Below are 3219 nucleotides of genomic sequence, written 5' to 3'. Positions count from 1 at the left end.
TTCGCATCCACTAAACCAATCTCCTCTACTCATGTTTTCTGAGACTAGTATAGCTAGATTTCTACTTTATCGGAAGATACCTTGTTATTGGGCGCTTACGTAAAATCCACTGCTTGCAAAAAATCGAGAACATTTTCTGTTCTCGATTTTAGATAGCTATTTATTTTTTTCAGATCGGTTCATAAAGTAGAGAAGAGTCTGTAGTTCACTAGTCAAGTCAACATATTGGACAACAACATCTTTAGGAACAGATAGGTTAACGGGTGAGAAGCTGAGAATTCCTTTAATGCCGGTATTGACGAGTTGATTGGCAACTTCTTGGGCTTTAACACTGGGAACTGTTAAAATAGCGGTTTTAACCTCAGACTCACTTAATTTTTCTTGCAGTTGAGAGATAGGATAGATTGGAATACCGTCATCAGTAGTCGTCCCTACGGCCTCATGTTCATCCCGATCAAAGGCCATGACAATTTTCATTTTATTGCGTTCTTCAAAGCGGTAGTGGAGCAAGGCTTTTCCCATATTTCCAACACCCACAAGAGCTACATAAGTAATGTTGTTGTCGTTGAGGAGATCTGCAAAGAAGGTCATGAGTTTTTTGACATCATAACCAAAGCCTCGTCTTCCTAGCTCTCCAAAATAAGAGAAATCTCTGCGAACAGTTGCGGCATCAATTCCAATAGCTTCGGCGATTTGTTTGGAACTAGCTTTTTCGATTTTTTCAGTATTAAAGCGCTTAAAAATACGATAGTAAAGAGATAAGCGCTTGGCGGTTGCACGAGGAATTGGTTGATTTCTCACTTCCATAATCCCTATCCCTTCCTTTCTCAAGAGTTTGTGAATTAATTATATTATAAAGGAATCAAGCCTAAAAAGCAATGAATATACTTACAAAAATTATGATAGAAGTTCTAATAGTTCTAGTATAGGAACAGGAGTGGGGTCTTACTTTAGGGATTCGATGGGGATTTCGAAAGAAAAACCGAACTTTATCCTCTATCAGGCAAAGAAAAAAGGTTGAGAGGGAATCCCTCAACCTTTTAAGCACAAGGCTTATTTGTAGTTACGTGATTCCAAACCTTCTTCTTCAAGGAAGAGACGGAATGGTACCAATTCTTCAGCTTCGTATTTCTCTTTGTAAGCTGCAATTTCTTCAGCAGAGTAAGCTTTTGGATCCAAACGAAGTTCTGGAGCTTCTACTGGGATTGGACGATGTTGAGTGATGCGTGCATCGATTACAACAGTCTTACCTTCTTTGTTCAATTTCACAGCTTCTGCCATAACAGCATCCATATCTTCGATACGATCCACTGTGAATCCAACAGCACCTTGAGCTTCAGCGATCATCTTGTAATCTGGGTTAGTGAAGTCTACACCAAACAAGTGTTTGTTTGTATCTTCATATTTGTTCTTGATGAAGGCATACTCAGCGTTTGAGAAGACAACGTTGATAACTGGTAGGTCATATTGAACGTTTGTGATAACGTCTGGGTAGCACATACCGAATGCTCCGTCACCCATGATGTTCCATACTTGGCGATCTGGATTGTCTTTCTTAGCAGCAATACCACCAGGAAGAGCAATACCCATTGTCGCAAAGAGTGGAGAAGTACGCCACATGTTCTTAGGAGTCATGTGAAGGTGACGAGTAGAAGTTTGAGTTGAGTTACCTACGTCGATTGAGTAGATTGCGTTCTCATCAGCATGTTTGTTGATTGCGTTGTAAACTTGGTACAATTGCAATTCGCCTTCAGTTTTACCTTCAAGCTTGTTCATGTAATCACGCCAGTTTTGGTTGTTCTTGACAACAGCTCTCCACCATGGTGTAGATTCAACTGGGTTTACTTTATCAAGGATAGCTTGTGCAGCTTCTTTAACATCACCAAGGATTGAAGCATCAAGCGCATGACGTTTACCAAGTTTGTATGGATCGATATCCACTTGGATGAATTTTTCGATGTTTTTGAAAGTGTTGTAAACTTCTGAGAATGGGAAGTTGCTTCCAAGGAAGAGAACTGTGTCTGCTTCGAAGATAACTTCGTTGGCAGATTTCCAACCAACACGGTAAGCAGAACCAGTTAAACCTTCGTAATCCCACTCAAAGGCTTCAAAGTTCTTACCAGTTGTGATGATAGGAGCTTTGATTTTACGAGAAAGTTCAGTGATCACATCACCTGCACCAACACCACCGAAACCAGCGTAGATAACTGGACGTTTTGCGTTGTTAAGGATTTCAACCGCTTTATCAACTTCAACTTGGTTCAAAGCTGGAGCTACAAATGTACGGTCGTAAGTTCCAGATCCGTAGTAAGAATCTGCATCGATTTCTTCGAAACCAAAGTTAACTGGGATCTCAACAACTGCAGGACCTTTTTTAGCGATTGCAGCACGGCAAGCTTCGTCGATAACTTTTGGCAATTGAGCAGCGTAAGCTACACGTTTGTTGTAGACAGCTACACCATTGTACATTGGGTTTTGGTTCAACTCTTGGAAAGCATCCATGTTCAATTCAGTAACAGGACGAGAACCAAGGATTGCCAACATTGGAGTAGCATCCATAGCTGCATCGTAGATACCGTTGATCAAGTGAGTTGCACCAGGTCCACCTGAACCGACACAGACCCCGATAGATCCACCGAATTTAGCTTGCATAAGAGCTGCAAGAGCACCAGTTTCTTCATGGCGTACTTGCAAGAAGTTGATATCTTTGTCTTCTGCAAGTGCGTCCATCAAGGAACTCAAAGTACCAGAAGGAATACCATAAATTGTATCAACGCCCCATGTTTTCAAAACATTGAGCATAGCAGCAGAAGCAGTGATTTTAGTCATAGTGACAAATCTCCTTTGAAATAGTAATCATAAACTAATTAATGGAAACGCTTAACTAGTATTACAAGGTAATTATATCACAGTTTCGAGCACAATGAAAACAATCTGCTCAAAATTTTAAGAATTATTCTAAAAATAACGTTTTGAGGAAGTTTTTTCACGCACTGGTACTTCCTCAAAAGTAGGCCTGGAACTTGTTAGAGGTTACTGCCGTCCCTTATCTCAGGGAAGGTGTTGGATCGGTTTGCCCTGCTCGAATACCTCTCAATAGAGTAAAAAGAAAGGGAGTGGGACAGAACTAAATTTTTTCAAATTTATAGTCATTTGAAACAAGAACAAGACAACAAAGCATCCAAAAAATTGTCATAACTGGGCAATACTTTTCTGAGG

Annotated in this window: 2 protein-coding genes; both read right to left on the bottom strand. The window is 40.3% G+C overall.

All coding sequences use genetic code 11. The annotated features are described in order from the left end of the window. Window positions 1–156: 156 nt before the first annotated feature. Window positions 157–807 (bottom strand): redox-sensing transcriptional repressor Rex, encoded by a 651-nt coding sequence (locus tag E5983_RS08815; protein WP_160333464.1) that lies wholly within the window; start codon window positions 805–807, stop codon window positions 157–159. A gap of 246 nt (window positions 808–1053) precedes the next feature. Beyond that, complete coding sequence (gene spxB, locus E5983_RS08810; RefSeq protein ID WP_160333463.1) at window positions 1054–2829, bottom strand: pyruvate oxidase; 1776 nt, start codon at window positions 2827–2829, stop codon at window positions 1054–1056. Between the last annotated feature and the right edge of the window lie 390 nt (window positions 2830–3219).

Origin of the sequence: Streptococcus danieliae, from assembly GCF_009767945.1 — a bacterium.
Lineage (GTDB): Bacteria > Bacillota > Bacilli > Lactobacillales > Streptococcaceae > Streptococcus > Streptococcus danieliae.
This window is presented reverse-complemented; position numbering and strand designations above follow the sequence as displayed.